Annotated in this window: 18 protein-coding genes; 8 read left to right on the top strand and 10 right to left on the bottom strand. The window is 57.4% G+C overall.

The features are described 5' to 3' along the window. Positions 1–77 precede the first annotated feature (77 nt). The 3 genes from FAZ14_RS01450 to FAZ14_RS01440 all read right to left on the bottom strand — a co-directional run bounded on the left by FAZ14_RS01450 (position 78) and on the right by FAZ14_RS01440 (position 3,237). Positions 78–551: a DUF2335 domain-containing protein gene (locus FAZ14_RS01450; RefSeq protein ID WP_016942476.1), complete on the bottom strand. Its 474-nt coding sequence runs from the start codon at positions 549–551 to the stop codon at positions 78–80. Further along, positions 538–744 carry a hypothetical protein gene (locus tag FAZ14_RS01445; protein WP_038926201.1) on the bottom strand — a complete coding sequence of 69 codons (207 nt, stop codon included), beginning with the start codon at positions 742–744 and terminating at the stop codon, positions 538–540. Before FAZ14_RS01445 ends, FAZ14_RS01450 begins: the two co-directional genes overlap by 14 nt. A gap of 183 nt (positions 745–927) precedes the next feature. Next, positions 928–3,237 (bottom strand): FdhF/YdeP family oxidoreductase, encoded by a 2,310-nt coding sequence (locus FAZ14_RS01440; protein ID WP_153507942.1) that lies wholly within the window; start codon positions 3,235–3,237, stop codon positions 928–930. A gap of 205 nt (positions 3,238–3,442) precedes the next feature. On the opposite strand from FAZ14_RS01440, the gene FAZ14_RS01435 reads away from it, so the two are divergent. Then, entirely contained in the window at positions 3,443–4,354 is a 912-nt protein-coding gene (locus FAZ14_RS01435) for a LysR family transcriptional regulator (RefSeq protein WP_153507941.1), read from the top strand. A 150-nt stretch (positions 4,355–4,504) separates the two neighbouring features. Here FAZ14_RS01435 and fabI read toward each other — a convergent pair whose 3' ends face one another. The 6 genes from fabI to sapA all read right to left on the bottom strand — a co-directional run bounded on the left by fabI (position 4,505) and on the right by sapA (position 10,863). Beyond that, on the bottom strand, positions 4,505–5,296 hold the full coding sequence (gene fabI, locus FAZ14_RS01430; RefSeq protein ID WP_012884394.1) for an enoyl-ACP reductase FabI: 792 nt from the start codon (positions 5,294–5,296) through the stop codon (positions 4,505–4,507). A 195-nt stretch (positions 5,297–5,491) separates the two neighbouring features. Beyond that, positions 5,492–6,307 carry a putrescine export ABC transporter ATP-binding protein SapF gene (gene sapF, locus FAZ14_RS01425; protein ID WP_016942472.1) on the bottom strand — a complete coding sequence of 272 codons (816 nt, stop codon included), beginning with the start codon at positions 6,305–6,307 and terminating at the stop codon, positions 5,492–5,494. After that, a complete protein-coding gene (gene sapD / locus FAZ14_RS01420; protein ID WP_153507940.1) occupies positions 6,307–7,299 on the bottom strand; it encodes a putrescine export ABC transporter ATP-binding protein SapD in 993 nt (330 codons plus the stop codon). The genes sapF and sapD overlap by 1 nt, the downstream gene beginning before the upstream one ends. 15 nt (positions 7,300–7,314) lie before the next feature. Next, the gene (sapC, locus tag FAZ14_RS01415) at positions 7,315–8,205 is read right to left on the bottom strand and encodes a putrescine export ABC transporter permease SapC (RefSeq protein ID WP_153507939.1); all 891 of its coding nucleotides are present in this window, start codon (positions 8,203–8,205) and stop codon (positions 7,315–7,317) included. Continuing rightward, positions 8,192–9,157 carry a putrescine export ABC transporter permease SapB gene (gene sapB, locus FAZ14_RS01410; RefSeq protein WP_016942469.1) on the bottom strand — a complete coding sequence of 322 codons (966 nt, stop codon included), beginning with the start codon at positions 9,155–9,157 and terminating at the stop codon, positions 8,192–8,194. Before sapB ends, sapC begins: the two co-directional genes overlap by 14 nt. After that, positions 9,154–10,863 (bottom strand): ABC transporter substrate-binding protein SapA, encoded by a 1,710-nt coding sequence (gene sapA / locus FAZ14_RS01405; RefSeq protein WP_020477053.1) that lies wholly within the window; start codon positions 10,861–10,863, stop codon positions 9,154–9,156. The genes sapB and sapA overlap by 4 nt, the downstream gene beginning before the upstream one ends. 267 nt (positions 10,864–11,130) lie before the next feature. Here sapA and zigA point away from each other — a divergent pair, with 267 nt between their 5' ends. After that, the gene (gene zigA, locus FAZ14_RS01400) at positions 11,131–12,321 is read left to right on the top strand and encodes a zinc metallochaperone GTPase ZigA (RefSeq protein WP_153507938.1); all 1,191 of its coding nucleotides are present in this window, start codon (positions 11,131–11,133) and stop codon (positions 12,319–12,321) included. Positions 12,322–12,385: 64 nt separating this feature from the next. On the opposite strand, the gene pspF is transcribed toward zigA, so the two are convergent. Then, the gene (gene pspF / locus FAZ14_RS01395; protein WP_153507937.1) at positions 12,386–13,384 is read right to left on the bottom strand and encodes a phage shock protein operon transcriptional activator; all 999 of its coding nucleotides are present in this window, start codon (positions 13,382–13,384) and stop codon (positions 12,386–12,388) included. A gap of 219 nt (positions 13,385–13,603) precedes the next feature. Here pspF and pspA point away from each other — a divergent pair, with 219 nt between their 5' ends. From pspA to FAZ14_RS01365, 6 genes are all read left to right on the top strand, one after another. Continuing rightward, positions 13,604–14,269 carry a phage shock protein PspA gene (gene pspA / locus FAZ14_RS01390; RefSeq protein ID WP_016942465.1) on the top strand — a complete coding sequence of 222 codons (666 nt, stop codon included), beginning with the start codon at positions 13,604–13,606 and terminating at the stop codon, positions 14,267–14,269. Between the two features lie 63 nt (positions 14,270–14,332). Beyond that, positions 14,333–14,560: an envelope stress response membrane protein PspB gene (gene pspB / locus FAZ14_RS01385; RefSeq protein WP_012884403.1), complete on the top strand. Its 228-nt coding sequence runs from the start codon at positions 14,333–14,335 to the stop codon at positions 14,558–14,560. Then, positions 14,560–14,919, top strand: a complete 360-nt coding sequence (gene pspC, locus FAZ14_RS01380) for an envelope stress response membrane protein PspC (protein WP_012884404.1) — start codon at positions 14,560–14,562, stop codon at positions 14,917–14,919. Before pspB ends, pspC begins: the two co-directional genes overlap by 1 nt. A 202-nt stretch (positions 14,920–15,121) precedes the next feature. After that, entirely contained in the window at positions 15,122–16,537 is a 1,416-nt protein-coding gene (locus FAZ14_RS01375) for a YcjX family GTP-binding protein (RefSeq protein WP_038904048.1), read from the top strand. Then, positions 16,534–17,589 (top strand): TIGR01620 family protein, encoded by a 1,056-nt coding sequence (locus FAZ14_RS01370; protein WP_153507936.1) that lies wholly within the window; start codon positions 16,534–16,536, stop codon positions 17,587–17,589. Before FAZ14_RS01375 ends, FAZ14_RS01370 begins: the two co-directional genes overlap by 4 nt. A gap of 503 nt (positions 17,590–18,092) precedes the next feature. Then, positions 18,093–19,388: an MFS transporter gene (locus tag FAZ14_RS01365; protein WP_016942461.1), complete on the top strand. Its 1,296-nt coding sequence runs from the start codon at positions 18,093–18,095 to the stop codon at positions 19,386–19,388. The last annotated feature ends 219 nt before the right edge of the window (positions 19,389–19,607 follow it).

The raw sequence follows: 19,607 nt of genomic DNA, 5'->3' as shown, positions 1-19,607 counted from the left end.
GGCGGCAAGCGTTGCTGCAATGAACAGCCTGTACAATGCCGACGTGTTTGAACTGCGTCGCGGGGGAGCCTGGTGGGTTATTCGCTGTTATTGGAAGGACGATATCTTCCGATAACAAATACCGACGCCAGCCCGATTAAATCAAGCGTGATTAACGTACCGGCAAACACCATTTCGCCCTTCCAGGCAAAAAAAGTCGCGATCGCCAGAATAGTCATGGTAATGGTGAATGCCATCCACTGCCCGCGTTTGTCCCTGCTTATCTCACCGTCGAGGCCTTTCTCAGTGAGACGATGACGATGGGCTTGCTCCCGCTCGCTTTTTGCCATGATCCTTTCAGCGCCGTTGGGCACGATATCATCGTACTCTTTCAGCATTTCTGGAGGGGGAAGCGGTCCGCGAAAAAATGTAGATGAAACGATGGCTTGAATCTGTGGCCTGGCAAGCAAACGTTCAAGGAATACCGGATTTTCAATCAGCGTAGACTCGACCTTTTCGGCAAGCGCCTGTGCTTCTTCATTTTCCCTGTCCTGTGTGTCAGCGTTTTGCAATCCCTGACGCAATTCCTTTTCTTCTTCCGTATGCATTCATCGCTACTCTTAGGTCGTCACCTATGGCCTGAAAATCGCTGGCCATTCTCTGCGCATCACTTTGCTTGTTGATGTCTGCCAGATAGTCTGTCGCTGGCATCAGATCTAAAACGCTGCCGGCGGCACGAAGATACCTACGGGTTGCCTTCAACATGATTTATCTCCTTGGGACCGACACGGATGACACTCTTCTTAGTTAATCTTACTTGAGTATGGCGCGGTTGCAAATAACGACTAAACAATCTGTTGTCGCAGTTGACGGGCATCAGCATGACACCCGTTGTGGATAGCATGAGGGATTAAGCCGGGCGTGAAAAGAACCCACCCGGCAGGGGTATCAGGCGATGCGTTGCAGCGGGGTGTCGGCACTGGGGGTAATGCGTACCGGCACGGATTTGGACGTCGGGGTGAAGGTATCGTCGCCGTAGCTGGATAACGGCACCAGCGGATTGGTTTCTGGATAGTACGCTGCCAGATTACCGCGAGGAATGTTATAGCTGACCAACCGAAACCCGCTGACTTTACGCTCGATGTGGTCATGCCACAGGGTTTCGATATCTACCCGGTCGCCGTCTTGTAGACCCAGCGCGGCGATGTCCTCCGGGTGCATAAACAGCACGTCGCGCTGGCCGTACACGCCGCGATAACGGTCATCCAACCCGTAAATCGTGGTGTTGTACTGGTCGTGGGAACGCAGTGTTTGCAGGGTAAACGGTGCCGGGGTATCACCGTATACCGGCACCACGCTGTCGGGTAAGGCGGCGGCGCTGAAACCGGCTTTACCGGTGGCGGTGTTGAAACGGTAGTCGGCGGCGGCGTTACCCAGCCAGAATCCCCCCGGCTCGGCGCAGCGCTGATTGAAGTCAGCAAAACCCGGCAGGGTGGCGGCGATGTGATCGCGGATCAGGTTATAGTCGGCTGCCAGCGCCAGCCAGTCGAGGTGCGCGTTGCCGAGAACGGCGTGGGCAATGCCCGCCACGATGGCCGTTTCCGACCGTTGTTGGTCCGACAACGGCGGGCTTATCCCCTCAGAGGCATGCACCATGCTAAATGAGTCCTCGACGGTGACGAATTGTGGGCCACTGGCCTGCATATCCCGTTCGGTGCGTCCCAGCGTCGGCAGAATCAACGTATCACGCTGTGCGGTAATCAGGTGGCTGCGGTTGAGTTTGGTGCTGATATACACCGCCAGTTCGCAGCGGCTAAGCGCCTGTGCGGTGCGATCGGTATCCGGCGCGGCGGCGGCCAGATTGCCACCCAGCGCGATTAAGACCCGCACCTCATCACGCAGCATCGCCTCCAGCGCTTGTACGGTATTGTGGCCGTGGCCGCGCGGCGGGGTAAAACCGAAGTGACGTGCCAGACTGTCGAGCATCGCGTCAGAGGGTTTTTCATCAATCCCCATGGTGCGGTTACCCTGCACATTGCTATGGCCCCGCACCGGGCATAGACCCGCGCCCGGCTTGCCGAGCTGACCGAACAACAGTTGCAGGTTGACGATTTCCCGTACCGTGACGACCGAGTGACGGTGTTGAGTCACCCCCATCGCCCAGGTGCAGATCACCTGCTCAGAGCGCCGGTAAATATCGGCGACATAGCGGATTTGCGCCTCACTCAGCCCCGACTGCTGGACGATGTTGTCCCACGAGGTGGCATCCACCTGTTGCAGATAGGCGTTGACGCCGTCGGTATGCTTATTAATAAAGTCCTGATCGAACAGCCCAGCGTCTCCCGCGTCCAGCCGTTGACGATGGGCTTCCAGCAGTGCTTTTACCATGCCGCGGACTGCCGCCATGTCACCGCCCAGATGCGGTTGCAGGTAGGTTTCACTGATGGTACCGGATAGCGGCGTCAGCAACTCCAGCGGGTTTTGCGGGTTGGCGAAGCGTTCCAGACCCCGTTCGCGCAAGGTGTTAAACGCCACGATATGCGCACCGCGATCGGCGGCATGTCGCAAGCTGTGCAGCATACGGGGGTGATTGGTACCGGGATTCTGACCGAAGACGAAAATGGCGTCGGCGTGTTCGAAATCCGCTAATCGTACCGTGCCTTTACCCACGCCAATGCTCTGTTTCAGCCCGGTACCGCTGGCTTCATGGCACATGTTGGAGCAGTCGGGGAAATTATTGGTGCCCGCCATACGGCCGAACAGTTGATACAGGTACGAGGCTTCGTTACTGGCCCGACCGGAAGTGTAAAGCTCCATCTGGTCGGGGTGTTCCAGCGTGCGGATGTGGCTGGCGATAAGCGCGAAGGCATCCTCCCAGCTTATCGGCACGTAATGGTCGCGCTCCGGGTCGTAACGCAGCGGGTGAGTCAGTCTGCCTTGATATTCAAGGAAATAATCGCTCTGGCGGCGCAGTGTACTGACGCTGTGCTCGGCGAAGAAGTCCGGCCCGGCAGCTTTGCGGGTGGCTTCCCAACTGACCGCCTTGGCACCGTTTTCACAAAAGCTGAAGGTACTGCTGTTGTCATCTCCCCAGGCACAGCCGGGGCAGTCGAATCCTTTGCTTTTGTTGACTCGCATCAAATTACGGATATTTTTCAGCGCTTGCTTGCTGTCCAGGACAAAGCGGGTAGTGGCTTCCAGTGAGCCCCAACCGCCAGCAGCGGCGCGGTATGGCTTAATGGCAGATTTAAATTTCATGATTCGCTACGCAGGTGATGATGTTTTTAGTATGTAAAAAAATCTTTAAAACTTTGCTTGCTAATCAAGAGTGTAGGCGGCGTGTCACAGGGCGTCTAATCAAAGGAGGTAATAGCGGGATAGAGGAGGTTTATCGTGGTGGTCATCTCTGCTGCGCCAGAGGGGGGGTGGTATACTGCCCCAGCCTGACATGCTGGAGAGCCTGATGGACATTAAGCAACTTATCTACTTGTGCAATCTGGAAAAAGAGCGGCATTTTGGCCGTGCGGCCGAGGCCAGTTTTGTCAGCCAGCCGACGTTATCGATGCGACTGAAGAACCTGGAGCGGGAACTGGGGCTGTCGCTTATCAATCGGGGTAACAATTTCGAGGGGTTTACCGCCGAAGGCGAGCGGGTCCTGGCCTGGGCGCGGGAAATGGTGTCGGTGTATCAGGGGTTGAAGCTGGAGGTGGCATCACTGGCACGCGGTACCAGCGGGTTGCTGCGCATTGGTGCGGTGCCACAATGCAGCCTGGCAGTACCGGCCTTGCTGGCCGAGGTCAGCCGTACCTACCCGGAGATGGATTATCAGGTCGCACTGTTTAGTGCTGATCAGTTACTGGAAGCACTCACCGCCCATACGGTGGATGTCGGGATCGGCTTTTTCGAACTGACGACGCTGCGCGAGTTACATTTTCAGGCCTCGTCGCTGGCGGAGCAGGGGGCCTCGCTGCTGTATCATCCACACTACTTTCCCACGTTAGAGGGAGATGGCCCACTGACATTAGCGGAACTGGCGACCGTGCCGTTGTGTCTGGCGGAACCCAGCCGTTACTTTCGTCGCTATCTGGACGGTCAGTTCCGGGAAGCCGGGGTGACGCCACGAGTACGGGTGGAAAGCACCTCGATACTGCAATTGATGCAAAGTGTGTTCGTCGGGCTGGGGTGCGGCATTGTACCCAATGGCAGTTTGCTGCCGGAGATGACCCCGGAACTGGCCTGGCGGCCGTTGGCACTGACACCGATGTCACGACACGGCGCGGTGGTGATTGCCGAAGCCGGGCGTGCCACCATGCTGGCACAACATTTCTTTGACGCCGCACAGCACTGGCTGGGCGAACATTCACCGCCGCAATAAGACGCGAGAACGGGTGGCAAGGCAATAGCCATAATCGAGATAATCAAATTACAAGCGGGACATAACGCAAAGAAGGGCGAGAACGCAGAAAAGGGCGAGCAAGATAGGACGAACCCTGTGCCAGATCGGAATCCGGCACAGGTGGCGTGATTATTCGCCCAGTTCCAGCTCGTTCATCGCGGCGATGTTGAAGCCGCCGTCAACGTGCAGGATTTCACCGGAAATACCGGCTGCCAGGTCAGAACACATGAACGCGGCAGCGTTGCCCACGTCTTCAATGGTGACCACGCGGCGGATCGGCGTGACGGCTTCGCAGTGAGACAGCATCTTCTTGAAGTTCTTGATGCCGGAAGCAGCCAGCGTACGGATCGGGCCTGCGGAAATGGCGTTGACGCGAACACCCTGCGCGCCCATGGCGTTAGCCATATAGCGTACGTTAGCTTCCAGAGAGGCTTTAGCCAGACCCATGACGTTGTAGTTCGGGATGGCGCGCTCAGCACCCAGGTAGGACAGGGTGATCAGGCCAGAGTTCGGGTTCAGCATGCTGCGGCAGGCTTTCGCCATTGCGACAAAGCTGTAGGCGCTGATGTCGTGAGCGATGGAGAAACCTTCGCGGGTAACGGCGTTGACGTAGTCGCCATCCAGCTGGTCGCCCGGCGCGTAAGCGATGGAGTGCACGAAGCCATCAAAGTTCGGCCACACTTTCGCCAGTTCAGTGAACAGTGCCTCAATGCTGGCATCTTCTGCCACATCACAGGGTAACACGATGCTCGAACCAAACTCTTTGGCAAACTCATCCACACGCGGCTTCAGCTTGTCATTCTGGTAGGTGAACGCCAGTTCTGCACCTTCACGATGCATTGCTTGTGCGATACCGTATGCGATGGAGCGGTTGCTGGCAACGCCCGTTACCAGAATGCGCTTACCGTTAAGAAAACCCATGGCAGTATCCTTGTGATCATTGTTACTGCGATCATCGTTAATAAAAATAATTATTTACCATGATCGATGTGAATAAACTGGGCGATTCTAGCATGTATGGTGCCCCAAGGGGTACTCCAACCACTAGAGGCCGGAGGGGCTTTCACCCCATCCACACGGCTCACCCGGCGACGTCGTCTATTTCAGCACAGTTTTTTACGGGCGGTTACTGTCCCGCCGCCAGGCGTCAGCGCTCAGCGCCTCACCAAAGTGACTGGCGATCAAGCGCTTGGTCAGGTCGTGTAACGGCGATGCCAGCACATCGGCGGTGCTGCCGCGTTCGACCACTTCGCCCGCCTGCATCACCAGAATCTGGTCGCTGATGTGCTTCATCATGCCCAGATGCTGGGTAACGTAGATATAGGAGATGCCGTGTTTCTCCTGTAGCTCCAGCATCAGGTTGATTATCTGGGAGCGTACCGACATATCCAGTGACGCCAGCACTTCGTCGGCCACGATCACCTTGGGTTGCAGAATCAACGCCCGCGCCAGCCCGATACGCTGTTTCTGACCCGGCGCCAGTGCGTGCGGGTAGTAGGTGGCGTGGTCGGCACGCAGGCCAACCTGACGCAACGCCAGATTAATGGCTTTTTCCCGCTCTTGCGGCGTCAGGTTGGTATTGAGCCGCAGCGGCAACTCCAGTAGCTGACCAATCCGCTGGCGTGGGTTGAGCGAGTTGGCTGAATCCTGAAAAATCATGCGAATACGCTGACTGCGGTAGTGATAGTCACCGTATTGCAGCGGATGATCGTCAATGACCAGCTCGCCGGAGGTGGGGGGGATCACGCCGCTCAGCATCTTGGCCAGCGTGGATTTGCCCGACCCGTTCTCGCCGATGATCGCCAGCGTTTGCCGCTCGCGCAGCGTAAAACTCACCGATTTCACCGCCTCAACGTGCTGACGTCGGAACCAGCCAGTACGGTAGCGGAAGGTTTTGGTGAGATTACGGGCTTCCAGCAGGGTTTCCACCATCAGGATTCCTCCATATTGAGCGGGAAGTGGCAGGCGTACCAATGGGTTTTCACCGGAACGAGCGGCGGTGCGGTCATACAGCGTTTTTGCGAATAGGGACAACGCGGCCCCAGCCGACAGCCGACGGGCAGATGCGCCAGCGCCGGAATCGCCCCCGGCAGCGCATTCAGGTGGCTCTTGTGTGGTAATGAACAGCCGAAATCCGGCATGGCGCGGATCAATGCCTGGGTGTAAGGGTGGTGCGGCGCACTGATCAATTCATCGCTGACCGCGCTTTCCACTGTCTGGCCGCAGTACAACACGTTGATGCGATCCGCCCATTTGCTCATGGTCTGCAAATCGTGGCTGATTAACAAAATGGTGGTGTTGTTGTTCTGGTTAAGCCGGGAAAGCAGGCGGAAAATCTGCGCCTGTGTCGTGGCTTCCATCGCGTTGGTCGGCTCATCGGCAATCAGCAATCTGGGCTGGTTGGCCAGTGCTATGGCGATCATCACCTTCTGGCATTCCCCCTCGGTCAGTTCATAGGGGTAGCTGCGCATAATGTCTTTATGGTCTTTGATGCCGACGCGGTGCAGCAATTCGATGGCCCGGCGTTTGCGCCAGTTGATGCGCTGCCACCAGCGGCCTTTGTACGTCCAGCCAGGAATAGATTGCATCAACTGGCGACCGACACGCGCGGAGGGATCCAGACAGGATTGTGGTTCCTGAAAGATCATCGACATGTTGTGCCGCACCAGTTTACGGCGCTGACGGGGCGTGAGCTGGAGCAAATCCACGTCATCGAAGCGGAAACGGTCGGCGGTAATCCGCCAGTTTTCCTTGTTGATGCCGCAGATAGCTTTGGCGATAAGGCTCTTGCCAGAGCCGGATTCCCCCACCAGCCCGCGAATCTCGCCCTCGGTAAGGCTGACGCTGACGCGATCCACCGCTTTCACCGGGCCATCCGGGGTGAGGAATTCAATGGTCAGATTACGAATTTCCAGTAATGCCATGATGCAGTTCCGTCACTATTCGGTTTGAGCGAGCAGGGCGCGGCGAATGCCGTCTCCCAGCAGATTAACGATCAGTACGCTGACAGTAATGGCTGCACCGGGCAGCATCACCGTCCACGGTGCGGCGTACACCAGCTCCAGTGAATTCCCCAGCAACACCCCCCATTCGGTGGAGGGGAGTTGCGCGCCGAGATTGAGAAAGCCGAGTGCGGCGATATCCAGAATGGCGATGGAGAGCGCACGGGTGATTTCACTGACCAGTATCGGCAGGATGTTGGGCACCACGGCATACCAGATCAGGTAGAGTGTGGAGGCACCATCCAGCCGGGCAGCAGTCACGTACTCTTTTTCCAGTTCGTCATGCACAGCGGAATAAATCGTGCGCACCATACGCGGCAACAGCGCCATCCACACCGCCAGCATGGCGTGGCTCAGTTGCGGGCCGATAAACGCGATCACCACCATCGCCAGCAGTAACGAGGGAATCGACAGCAGCGGGTCGAGAATATGGTTGAGTACCGCAGAACGCAGGCCGTGGGTCACCCCGGCCAGCATGCCGAGCACAATACCGACCAGCGTGGCGGCCAGCGTAACCAGCAGCGCCGAGCCGAAGGTCGGCGCGGTGCCGCTCAGCAAGCGGCTCAGCAGGTCGCGCCCCAGGTCATCGGTGCCGAGAAAAAACGACACTTCGCCATAACGTGACCAGGACGGCGGCAGCAACTGGTAGCCGAGAAATTGTTGATCCAACCCGTAGGGTGCCAGTGTGTTGCCAAACAGGCATAACCCCAGCAGCAACAGGAATCCGTAAAAACCCACCATCGCCATCCGGTCCTGCCGGAAGACTGTCCAGGCATCGACCCAGCGGCTGGGGAGCGCTTTTTCGCCGTAGATGTTATCGGAGTGCATACCATTCCTTATGTTTCAGCGGGTTTGTCATGGCGCCCCAGATATCGGACAGTACGTTGATGGTGATTACCAGCGCGCCGACCACCATCACCCCGGCAGAAATCGCCGCAAAATCCTGCTGGCGGATGGCGTTGACCAGCCAGCGGCCAAGGCCCGGCCAGTTAAACACCACCTCGGTAATCATTTCCAGTGTCAGCATGGTGGAGAATTGCAGCCCCAGTTGCGGAATAATCGGCGGCAGGGCGTTATGCAACAGGTGACGGCGGATGACCGTCGCGCGGGGTAACCCACGGATAATCGCCGCTTTAATGTAATTCTGGGTGCCGATGTCGGTGGTGCTGATACGCATCAGGCGAATCACTTCGGTGGTCGGGCCGACCGACAACACCAGCACCGGCAAAATCATGTGCTGTATGGCGCTGGCGATCATCTCGTCCCGGTAGGGGGAATGGGAAAGCCAGGCATCGATCAGCGCAAAACCGGTCACCGGCGGCACCGGGTAAAGCAGGTCGAAACGACCCGACACCGGCAGCCAGCCCAGATGCAGCGAAAAGAATAAGGTCATCAACAGCGCCAGCCAGAATACCGGCAAGGAAAAGCCCAGCAGTACCAGCGCGCTGATCACCCGATCGGCAGCTTTGTGTTGCAACACGCCGGTGGTGATCCCGAGTGGAATACCCACCAGCAGCGACAGCGAAAACGCCAGCAGACACAGTTCGACGGTGGCGGGCAAAATATCGCGCAACTGCTCGCTAATCGGCTGTCCGTTAATACTGGAAACGCCAAAATCCCCCTGCAACAGGCTGACGAAATAAAAGCGATAGGCGTCGAACAGCGCCGCCCCGCTCAGTGGGGCGTGTGGGGTGTAATACAGCAGACTAAAGCCGATCAGCGACAGCAGAAACAGCGTGACCAGCAACAACAACAAGCGACGAAGGGTAAAGATAATCACGGCTGTTCCCCCTGGATCGGCGCATTGGAAGACGGATCAACGGCGTGCTCATCCGGTTTGTCTTTATGACCATCGCTACCGTCCTCACGGTAAACACCGGCGAAGGAGGCGTTACCAAACGGACTGAGTACCAGCCCTTTGATGTCGTAGCGATAGGCCTGCATCCGCAGCGATGAGGCCAGCGGCAGTACCGGCAGCTGCTCGGTCAGAATGTGATGGGCGACCCGGTAGTACTCCATACGTCGGGAGAGTTGCTGGGAAGAGAGCGCGTCCTGCAAGACCTGATCGAAATCGGGATCACACCAGTGAGCATAGTTGGTTTGGGAGCGGATAGCGGCACAGCTCAATAACGGGCGGAACACACTGTCTGGGTCGTTACTGTCGGTCGCCCAACCGGCCAGCGTCAGGTCGTGGTTCATCTCCATCAGGCGCGCTTCCTGAAAACGGCCCTCTACCGGCATGATGGTCACCCGAATGCCGATTTGCGCCAGGTCAGCCTGAATCAGTTCGGCGGTTTTCACCGGGCTGGGGTTATAGGACTGCGACGCGCTCGGCACCCACAATTGCAATTGCAGGCCATGAATGCCCAGTTCTTTAAGTAACTGGCGCGCTTTATCCGGGTTGTACTCGGAAATCTGCGCTTCATTGTCGTAAGCCCAGGAGGCGCGCGGCAGAATCGAGGCGGCGGTTTCGGCGGTGCCGTAGTAAATCGACTGCATCAGACGATCGTTATTGATAGCCAGCGCGATGGCGTGACGCACGCGAGCATCATCCAGCGGTGGTTTTCGCACGTTAAACGCCAGATAGGCGACGTTCATCCCCGGTCGCAGCGATAGCCGCAAACGAGGGTCATTACGCAGAATGCTTAACTGACTGGCGGCCGGGTAGGCCAGCACGTCGCACTCGCCCGTCAACAGTTTTGACAGGCGACCGGTGCCACCGGCACCCAGGTCGATAACCACCTGCTCCATACGCGGTTCGCCGCGCCAGTAGTCATCGTTGCGTTTGAGCCGCACGTACTGCCCGTAGCGATACTGTTCCAGCCGGTAAGGGCCAGTCCCTACCGGCTGGCGGTCAAGCAATTCCCGGCGGTCCTGACGAGTCAGTTGTTGGGCGTATTCCGCCGACAGGATGGGCGCATAATGGGTAGCGAGGTGCCACAGGAACGAGGCGTCAGGGCTTTGCAGACGGAACTCGATGGTGTAATCGCCCAGTTTGCGGATGCTTTGTATGTTATCTGCCAGTTGCAGACTGTCGAAGTAAGGATACTCGCCGCCGTTGACATCATGGAACGGGTGCTTTTTATCCAGCATGCGCTGGAAACTGAACAACACATCGTCAGCGTTCATCATCCGGCTGGGGGTAAACCAGGCGGTCTTCTGGAACGGCACATCACGACGCAGGGTGAAACGGTAGGTCGCGCCGTTGTCGCTGACTTCCCAGTGCTGCGCCAGTTCCGGCATCAACCGGTAGGTATAAGGGTCAACGCCCAGCAGACGGTCATAGAGCTGTGCGGCCAGCGTATCCACCATCAGCCCGCTGCGCGCCATCTGGGGATTGAAGGTATTGAGAACGTCGTTGACGCAATAGACAAAACCGCTCTGGCGGATAGGGGGCACCGGCGCGTCGGGGACGGTCGGCGTCTGTGCCAGAGCGGACTGTGTCAGCCAGGCCAGCGCCAGTATAAGAATGTGTTTTCCGGACATACGGTTTTTTTCAGACAATCGGCAATACACAGAGTGTACCGCACTCTGTGATTCCACCCAATTTCTTACGCTTATCTGCCGGTTTTTTCTACAAACTGCTGGGGTTGTCGGCAGCAGCTGGCAGGTATTTGTACACCACTGAACGCGCAGCCCATTAGTAATAATTGTTATGTTATAACATATCTTATTTGTGGTAGTATGCGCAGCCAGGCGGTGACTCGCGCTAAGTCGGTCGCCGGGCAATCATTTTTGAGCAGGAGCACTCGCATGCAACCTTTACCCGTTACCGTACTCTCCGGCTTTTTGGGGGCCGGGAAAACCACGGTGCTAAACCATATTCTGAATAATCGTCAGGGACGTCGGGTCGCGGTGATCGTCAATGACATGAGTGAAGTGAATATCGACGCGGAGTTGGTTAACCAGGAGGTGACGCTGGATCACCGCCAGGAAAAGCTGGTGTCGATGAGTAACGGTTGCATCTGCTGCACCCTGCGGGAAGATTTGCTGGTGGCGGTGCGCGAACTGGCTCGCACCGGGCGTTACGACTATCTGCTGATTGAGTCCAGCGGCATTTCCGAGCCGTTGCCGGTGGCAGAGACGTTTACATTTGAAGACGAACAAGGGCAATGCCTGTCTGAGTTCGCCCGCCTGGATACGATGGTCACCGTGGTGGATGGTGCCAGCTTTCTGGCACAGTATCAGGCGGCGGAAAGCCTGCAATCGGTGGGGCAGAGCCTGGGAGACGACGATGTTCGCAGTGTCACCGACCTGCTGATTGAACAAATTGAGTTTTGCGATGTACTGCTGGTCAGTAAAACCGATGAAATGACCGACAGCCAGCGTGATGAGGTGATCGCTATTCTCCACACCCTCAATCCCTCCGCACGAATTCTGCCGATTGCCCACGGGCAGGTGCCGATGGACGAAGTGTTAAATACCGGGCGTTTTAATATGCAAACGGCGGCCATGACGCCGGGCTGGCTACAGGAGCTACGCGGTAGCCATACACCGGAAACCGAAGAGTATGGAATTGGCAACTTTGTCTATCAGGCACGCAGGCCGTTTCACCCCCAGCGCTTCTATGACTTCCTGAGCCGCGAGGAGTGGGGGCCGGGTCGTCTGCTGCGCTCCAAAGGGTTTTTCTGGCTGGCGAGCCGTCCGTTCGAGGCTGGTTCCTGGCATCAGGCCGGGGGGATTTTGCGCTACGGGCTGGCCGGTCTGTTCTGGAAAGCGGTCGCACCGGAGCGCTGGCCACAGGACGAAGAAACCCTGGCGGCGATTCGGGCGAAATGGCAGGAGCCGTTCGGTGATATGCGACAGGAAATTGTGTTTATTGGTCAGCATCTGGATCAGGCGTGGATTACCGCCCAACTGAATGCCTGCCTGCTCACCGATGAGGAACTGCTGGGCGGCGTGGAGAGCTGGCAGGATTTGCTCGACCCGTTTGACGAGTGGTAACGCGCACCGCCCCCGGTTTTATCGCCGGGGCGATGATTGCTGTTATGGGTTTTGCAGACCACAGTTAGTCACTGGCACCGATCTCGTGCTTTTTCAGCAGGCCGCGAAACTGATGGTAAGTGAGTGTCAGCAACCCGGCGGCTTTGCGCTGGTTAAACTGCGCCTGAACGAGCGCCCGCTCTACCAGTTGTCGCTCCTGATGGTGCTGCCAGTCACGCAGATTCAACGGCAGCGTGGGTAAGCCCGTCGCCCCCGCGTGTGGCGAGTCGAGCGCCAGTGCGGGGGAGGCCAGTGGCGTAAACGGGTTAAGGATAATGCTGTCCACCGCGTTCGGGTTGGCACCATGGCGGTATAGCGAGCGTTCCACCACGTTTTTTAGCTCGCGGATATTGCCCGGCCAGCTGTAGTCCAGCAGGGTACGTTCCGCCTGCGGGCTGAAGCCGGGAAACAGCGGCAAGCCCAATTCCCGGCACATCTGTACCGCGAAATGCTGTGCCAGCAGCATGATGTCTTGCTGGCGTTGGCGCAGTGGCGGCAGGTGTACGACATCGAACGCCAGCCTGTCAAGCAGGTCGGCGCGGAACTTGCCCTGTGCCGCCAGCGCGGGCAGGTCTTCGTTGGTGGCGCACACCAGTCGGACATCCACCTGTAGCGGTTGCCCGCCGCCCACACGTTCGAGTACGCCGTATTCGATCACCCGCAACAGCTTTTCCTGCACCAGCATCGGCGCGGTCGCCAGTTCATCCAGAAACAGGGTTCCGCCGTCGGCACGCTCAAAACGGCCCAGATGACGTTTTTGTGCGCCGGTAAATGCCCCGGCTTCATGACCGAACAGTTCGGAATCCAGCAGGTTGTCATTCAGGGCGGCGCAGTTAAGTGAAATAAACGGCCCCTGCCAACGGGGAGAAAGGTAATGCAGACGGCTGGCAATCAGTTCTTTACCGGTGCCACGTTCGCCAATCACCAGCACCGGTTTATTGAGCTGTGCCAGCTGAGACACCTGCTCCAGCACCTCCAGAAAACTGTTGGCCTCGCCCAGTAACGAATCCTGTCCATGCGTCATGATATCGCCTTGTGTTTTTCACCACTTGTTGGTCAATTTGACCATAGCAAAGCACGCGTCTATTGTATATCAAAATCAATAACGCATTATTTATCATGTGATTACGATGATTTTAAAAGCTGGCACAGTATTTGATTATGTCAGGATGTCATCAGGCAACGGCTGATGGAGATAACGAACCGGGCGTCGCAGACGCCGGAAATCATTGAGGAGTAGAGTATGGGTATTTTTTCCCGTTTTGCCGACATCGTGAACGCCAATATCAATGCCTTGCTGGATAAGGCTGAAGACCCGCAAAAACTGGTGCGGCTGATGATTCAGGAAATGGAAGATACACTGGTTGAAGTGCGTTCCACCTCCGCCCGGGCATTGGCGGAAAAGAAACAACTGGCTCGCCGCATTGAACAGGCGCGCAGCCAGCAGCAGGAATGGCAGGAAAAAGCCGAGCTGGCGTTACGGCGCGAGCGTGAAGACCTGGCGCGAGCGGCGCTGGTAGAAAAACAGAAGCTGACGGAACTGGTCACAGTACTGGAGCAAGAGGGTGCGGCGGTTGAAGAAACATTGGATCGCCTGAAACGCGAAATTGGCGAGCTGGAAAATAAACTGACCGAAACCCGCGCCCGTCAACAGGCGCTGACATTACGCCATCAGGCCGCCAGTTCATCCCGTGATATTCGTCGCCAGTTGGATAGCGGTAAACTGGATGAAGCGATGGCGCGTTTTGAGCAGTTTGAACGCCGTATCGATACCCTGGAGGCGGAAGCGGAAAGCGTGGGGCTGGGTAAACAAAAATCGTTGGATCAACAGTTTGCCGAGCTGAAAACCAGCGACGAGATCGATGCGCAACTGGCTGCGCTGAAAGCGAAAGTCAAACCGGCGGAATAATGATTACTGGTTGCCGTTTCGGCGGCAATCAGGCTGCATCACCATAATAATTAAGGAGAAAAAATGGGTGCTCTGGTAATGACAATGATTCCCCTGACGGTGTTTCTGCTGTTTGTCGCACCGCTGTGGTTGTGGCTGCATTACAGTCAGCGCCGCCGTGCGCCTCAGTGGGATCAGGCTGAAATGCAGCGGCTGACCCGGTTAACGCAAGACGCACAGCGCATGCGCGAACGGATTGAGGCGCTGGAACAGATTCTGGATGCGGAACATCCCAACTGGAGACAATCCTGATGAACACCCGTGCTGAGCGAAAACTTTACCTGCTGCCGGAAGAGGGCATGATTAAAGGCGTGTGTGCCGGGCTGGCGCGCTATTTCGATGTGCCGGTAAAACTGGTGCGTTTTATTGCCGTGCTGTCGATTTTTTTCGGTCTGTTTCTGATTACGGTCATCGCTTATATCGTTCTCAGTTTCGTACTGGAACCTGCGCCGCCGGAGGCATACACGACGACACGTGATGAGGCTTCACCGCAGACGTTGCTCGATCAAGCCGATGCGATATTGAGCGCCAGCGAACAACGCTTACGCCATATCGAACGCTATATCACGTCAGAAACCTACGGCGTGCGCAGTAAGTTTCGCCAACTGTAGTCGCGCTGCCAGCCACCCGGCTGGCCTGATCTTCTGAGCAGGATTCGCGGCGCAGGCATCGAATTCTGCTCACCGTTTTTCGCACCGTCGCACTATTGTTTGTGCTTGTGCTGTTTGTTCGGTTTTTCGTAATTGACAGGTAACACGACGGTGGCCGGATATGGCAGGACGATCATATGGCAGGACAACCAACAGGAGTGTCATGGCTTATTCCCATCATGTTAGCCGCTTACAGAACGAGTTCAGCGCGCTGGTCAATCGCAGCGCCGATCGTCACCTGCGGCTGGCCGTTACTGGCCTGAGCCGCAGCGGCAAAACGGCGTTTATTACCTCACTGGTCAATCAACTGTTGAACGCGCAGCATGGCGCACGGTTGCCGCTGTTTTCGGTGGTGCGCGAAAACCGTTTGTTGGGGGCTCGTCGTATCCCGCAGCGGGATTTGGCTATTCCCCGGTTTGCGTATGACGAAGGCATGGCCTCGTTATACGGCGTGCCACCTGCCTGGCCGACGCCGACGCGTGGGGTGAGTGAAATCCGGCTGGCACTGCGCTACCGCTCCCGCGACAGCCTGTTGCGTCACTTTCGTGATACCGCCACGCTGTATCTGGAAATCGTTGATTATCCCGGTGAATGGCTGTTGGATTTACCGCTGCTGGAGCAAAGCTACGCCGACTGGTCCCGGCAGATGTCCACCCTGTTGCAGGGGGATAGACTACGCTGGGCGCAGCCCTTTCTGGCGCTGTGTGAAGGGCTTGACCCACTGGCCCCCGCCGATGAAAACCAACTGGCGGCGATCGCCCAGGCGTACACCGACTACCTGTTGCGCTGTAAGCAGGAAGGATTGCACTTCATTCAGCCGGGGCGTTTTGTGTTGCCGGGCGATTTGGCCGGTGCGCCGGTATTGCAGTTCTTCCCCTGGCCCCAGCCCGACGAGCGACTGGACGCTGCGCTGGCTCAGGCAGGCGAACACACGGTGATCGGGATGTTGCGCCGCCGCTTTGAATACTACTGCCAGCATGTTGTGCGTGAGTTCTATCGCCAGCACTTTGTCCGCTTTGACCGGCAAATCGTACTGGTGGATTGCCTGCAATCGCTCAATCATGGCGTGCAGTCGTTTAACGACATGCGACTGGCGCTGACTCAACTGATGCAGAGTTTTCATTACGGTAAGCGCACGCTGTTGCGCCGGTTATTTTCGCCGTGTATCGACCGGCTGATGTTTGCCGCCAGCCAGTCTGACCATATTACCGCCGACCAGCACGCCAACCTGGTGTCGCTGTTGCAGCAACTGGTGCAGGAAGCCTGGCGCAATGTGGCGTTCGAGGGCATCGAGATCGACTGTGCTGGTATTGCGGCCGTGCAGGCGACGCAAAGCGGCGTGGTGTCGCATCAGGGGCAATCGTTGCCTGCTTTGCGCGGCAACCGGCTGGCGGACGGTGAGCCTATTACCCTGTATCCGGGTGACGTCCCGGCACGGCTACCGGACCCGTCCTTCTGGCGCGAGCAGGGGTTCCACTTTGAGCCGTTCCGTCCACAAGAGATGCAGATGGACCTGCCGCTACCGCATATTCGTATGGATACGGTGATGGAGTTTTTACTGGGAGATAAATTGCGATGAGTGAACCGCTGAAGCCTCGCATCACCTTTGACGATACGCCGATTGAACCAGCGGCGGCATCGTTGCGACCCTCGGTTGCCTTTGATGACGGTGACGCCCGCCATTTCGCACCGACCGTCGCCGTTGACGATACGCAGACCGATGACGGCGAAGGGGCGGAGCAGGTGGTCAGTGATGCGTTGCGCCCACGTCGTAGTCTGTGGCGGCGCATGCTGGGGGCTGGTGTGGCGTTGTTCGGCCTGAGTGCGCTGGCGCAGGGCGGACGTGCGTTGTATCAGGCGTGGGTCGGCCAGGACTGGATTGCGCTTGGCGCTGTGGCCGCCGGTATTCTGATTGTTGGCGCGGGTGTCGGGTCGCTGGCGGTGGAGTGGCGTCGGCTGTACCGGCTGCGCCAGCGGGCGGAAACCCGAGACCGGGCGCAAGCGTTGCTTAACAGTCACGGCACCGGGCAAGCGCGGGCATTTTGCGAGCATCTGGCCCGCCAGGCCGGGCTTGAGGCCGGGCACCCAGCGCTGCAACGCTGGCAGGCATCGCTACAGGATACCCACAACGACCGTGAAGTGACGGAGTTATACGCGCGTCTGGTACAACCGGTGCTGGATGCGCAGGCGCGTCGTGAGATTAGCCGTTCCGCCGCCGAATCCGCCCTGATGATTGCCGTCAGCCCGTTGGCGCTGGTGGATATGGCGTTCATTGCCTGGCGCAACCTGCGACTGGTCAATCGCATCGCCCGGTTGTATGGCATCGAGCTGGGTTATTTCAGCCGCATTCGCCTGTTCCGACTGGTGCTGCTCAATGTGGCGTTTGCCGGTGCCAGTGAACTGGTGCGGGAAATCGGCATGGACTGGATGTCGCAGGACTTGGCCGCTCGCCTGTCGGCACGTGCCGCGCAAGGGTTGGGGGCTGGGTTGCTGACCGCACGTCTGGGGATCCGCGCCATGGAGTTATGTCGCCCGTTGCCGTGGCTGGATGATAAACCCCGGTTAGGCGATTTCCGGCGCGAACTGATTGGCCGGATGCGGGTAAAAACACCGTCGTCACCGGGGGAATAACCCCCTGGTACAACCCACTGACTTCCCTCCACAGGTTGTGCATGATGTAACCAGATATATCGCCATTACGGGTAATGATGGCGATAACGTATCGATTTCTCTCATGAAAAACTGACGCGCCTGTTACCGTCCGGTTATACCGTTATATTCTGAAAATAATTCCGTTTATAAGCAGTAATAAATGATAATTATTACCGCTATGGTTTGCCGGAACGTGATTATCGATAACCTATACCCTAAATAATTCGAGTTGCAGGAAGGCGGCAAGAGAGTGAATCCCGATGAGCTTACTCAGGTAAGTGATTCGGGTGAACGAACGCAGCCAACACACCTGCAACTTGAAGTATGAAGGGTATATCATCAATCAGGGGCAAGCCATGGACACCCGCTTTACTGAACGCAGTGCGCCGACGGTTTATACGGTCAATCATTCACTTCCGTTCCATATACTGGCGGCGCGTATTGATGCCTTGCCCCCGTCGTGGGGGTTATGGCGTTTCATCATGCTGCTGTCGCTGGGGGGATTCTTTGAACTCTACGACCTGTTTCAGACGGCGTATATCAGCACCGGTCTGATGAACGAGAACATCTTCCATGCCGGTCAGGCGGGGCTCCTCGGGGTATCGGATCAGGCGACTTTCGCGTGCGTCACCTTCCTTGGCTTATTCGTCGGGGCCAGTGTGCTGGCTCCACAGGCCGACAAACTGGGGCGTCGCAGCGCATTCATGTTTGCGCTGGCGTGGTACGGCGCGTTCTCGTTGCTGATGGCGTTCCAGCATCAGGCACAAGGGGTGATCCTGTGCCGCTTTTTGGTCGGTATTGGGCTGGGGGTGGAACTGGTGACCATCGATACCTACCTGTCTGAATGGATGCCGACCCACCTGCGCAACCGGGCGTTTGCGCTGGCATTCTTCATGCAGTTTCTCTCGGTACCGGCGGTGGCGCTGATGTCGTGGTGGCTGGTGCCGCACCAGTTCTGGGGGCTGTCTGGCTGGCGTTATGTGGTGATTATCGGTGCTCTATGTTCGCTGGTGGTGTGGTTGTTGCGGCGCAATCTGATGGAGTCGGCGCGCTGGCTGCTGTCACGCGGGCGTTATCGGGAAGCTGAGCAGGTGATGACAGCGATGGAACACCGCTGCGGTGTGCAGCCGGGAGACGCGTTGACGCCGTCGCAGTCGGTCATCACCTCCCCATCACGTGGCCGCTTTCGTGATATCTGGTCGCCGCGTTACCGACGCCGAACCCTGATGCTGATGGTGATGAATGTGTTTCAGGCCATCGGTTTTTTCGGTTTCGGTAACTGGCTGCCGACGCTGCTGGCAGGGCAGGGAGCCACCGTCACCCACAGTCTGCTGTACGCCTTTTTTATTACGCTTGCCTATCCGCTTGGGTCGCTACTGTGCTGCTGGTACATCGGGAAACTCGAAAATAAATGGCACATTGTGTTGTCGTCACTGATGACGGTGGTATGCGGTACCCTGTTTGCTTTTCAGACCCAACCGCTGTGGTTGATGGTCTGCGGGTTTCTGGTCGCTTACTCCAACGCCTGGCTGACCATCAGCTATCATGCCTACCAGACCGAGGTTTTTCCCACCGCGATTCGCGCCCGCGGCGTGGGCTTTTGCTACTCGTTCAGCCGCCTGTCTACCGCGTTCAGTAGTCTGCTCATCGGGTTGATTTTACAACACTACGATACCAGTGGCGTGCTGGCGTTTATCATCATCAGCATGTTAACCGTGGTGGTCACCGTCGGGGTATTTGGCCCGCGAACCCGTGGCATTCGGCTGGAGAATATCTGAGGGAGGGATGTGTCGTTACCTATCCGTTATGAAAAATACCGCCTGAAAACAACCGGGTTTTGATGTAACCCGCGTTGCCACGAAGCATGTTTATCTATACTTGTTATCCATCAGGTTGCCATTGTGCGGCAACCTGATGGATTTGTACCCTAAATAATTCGAGTTGCAGGACAACACGCTCGCGTGTTGAACAACGCAACGCGTTGGCCCTTTAGGGCA

The organism is Dickeya oryzae (assembly GCF_009372235.1).
Classification (GTDB): Bacteria; Pseudomonadota; Gammaproteobacteria; order Enterobacterales; family Enterobacteriaceae; genus Dickeya; species Dickeya oryzae.
This window is presented reverse-complemented; position numbering and strand designations above follow the sequence as displayed.

Bases quoted from the DNA above. Each gene is read 5' to 3' on its own strand.
- FAZ14_RS01445 (WP_038926201.1), bottom strand. From the start codon at position 744: ATGTTGAAGGCAACCCGTAGGTATCTTCGTGCCGCCGGCAGCGTTTTA.
- FAZ14_RS01440 (WP_153507942.1), bottom strand. From the start codon at position 3,237: ATGAAATTTAAATCTGCCATTAAGCCATACCGCGCCGCTGCTGGCGGT.
- FAZ14_RS01435 (WP_153507941.1), top strand. From the start codon at position 3,443: ATGGACATTAAGCAACTTATCTACTTGTGCAATCTGGAAAAAGAGCGG.
- fabI (WP_012884394.1), bottom strand. From the start codon at position 5,296: ATGGGTTTTCTTAACGGTAAGCGCATTCTGGTAACGGGCGTTGCCAGC.
- sapF (WP_016942472.1), bottom strand. From the start codon at position 6,307: ATGGTGGAAACCCTGCTGGAAGCCCGTAATCTCACCAAAACCTTCCGC.
- sapD (WP_153507940.1), bottom strand. From the start codon at position 7,299: ATGGCATTACTGGAAATTCGTAATCTGACCATTGAATTCCTCACCCCG.
- sapC (WP_153507939.1), bottom strand. From the start codon at position 8,205: ATGCACTCCGATAACATCTACGGCGAAAAAGCGCTCCCCAGCCGCTGG.
- sapA (WP_020477053.1), bottom strand. From the start codon at position 10,863: ATGTCCGGAAAACACATTCTTATACTGGCGCTGGCCTGGCTGACACAG.
- zigA (WP_153507938.1), top strand. From the start codon at position 11,131: ATGCAACCTTTACCCGTTACCGTACTCTCCGGCTTTTTGGGGGCCGGG.
- pspF (WP_153507937.1), bottom strand. From the start codon at position 13,384: ATGACGCATGGACAGGATTCGTTACTGGGCGAGGCCAACAGTTTTCTG.
- pspA (WP_016942465.1), top strand. From the start codon at position 13,604: ATGGGTATTTTTTCCCGTTTTGCCGACATCGTGAACGCCAATATCAAT.
- pspB (WP_012884403.1), top strand. From the start codon at position 14,333: ATGGGTGCTCTGGTAATGACAATGATTCCCCTGACGGTGTTTCTGCTG.
- pspC (WP_012884404.1), top strand. From the start codon at position 14,560: ATGAACACCCGTGCTGAGCGAAAACTTTACCTGCTGCCGGAAGAGGGC.
- FAZ14_RS01375 (WP_038904048.1), top strand. From the start codon at position 15,122: ATGGCTTATTCCCATCATGTTAGCCGCTTACAGAACGAGTTCAGCGCG.
- FAZ14_RS01370 (WP_153507936.1), top strand. From the start codon at position 16,534: ATGAGTGAACCGCTGAAGCCTCGCATCACCTTTGACGATACGCCGATT.
- FAZ14_RS01365 (WP_016942461.1), top strand. From the start codon at position 18,093: ATGCTGCTGTCGCTGGGGGGATTCTTTGAACTCTACGACCTGTTTCAG.